Here is a 360-nt window from a genome sequence, read left to right as displayed (position 1 = left end):
TAAAATGGCAAAAGGTAAGTTCGAACGCACCAAGCCGCACGTTAACGTCGGTACAATTGGTCACGTGGATCACGGTAAAACGACATTGACAGCAGCGATTGCGACAGTATTGTCTGCAAAATTCGGCGGCGAAGCAAAAAAATACGACGAAATCGATGCAGCCCCAGAAGAAAAAGCACGTGGTATTACAATTAATACAGCGCACGTAGAATACGAAACAGCAGCGCGTCACTACGCACACGTTGACTGCCCAGGTCATGCTGACTATGTTAAAAACATGATTACTGGTGCGGCGCAGATGGATGGTGCGATCTTGGTTTGCTCAGCAGCTGACGGTCCAATGCCACAAACACGTGAGCA

At 48.3% G+C, this 360-nt stretch carries 1 protein-coding gene; it reads left to right on the top strand.

Features of this window, described 5'->3' with window-relative positions:
• Positions 1 to 4: 4 nt before the first annotated feature.
• On the top strand, positions 5 to 360 hold a 356-nt coding region (locus KDM92_RS18320; RefSeq protein ID WP_230408429.1), incomplete at its 3' end, for a GTP-binding protein.

Source organism: Affinundibacterium baiyunense (assembly GCF_018139645.1).
GTDB lineage: Bacteria > Pseudomonadota > Gammaproteobacteria > Burkholderiales > Burkholderiaceae_D > Undibacterium > Undibacterium baiyunense.
Note: the sequence above shows the minus strand (reverse complement) of the source record. Positions and strands in the feature narration are given on the sequence as shown.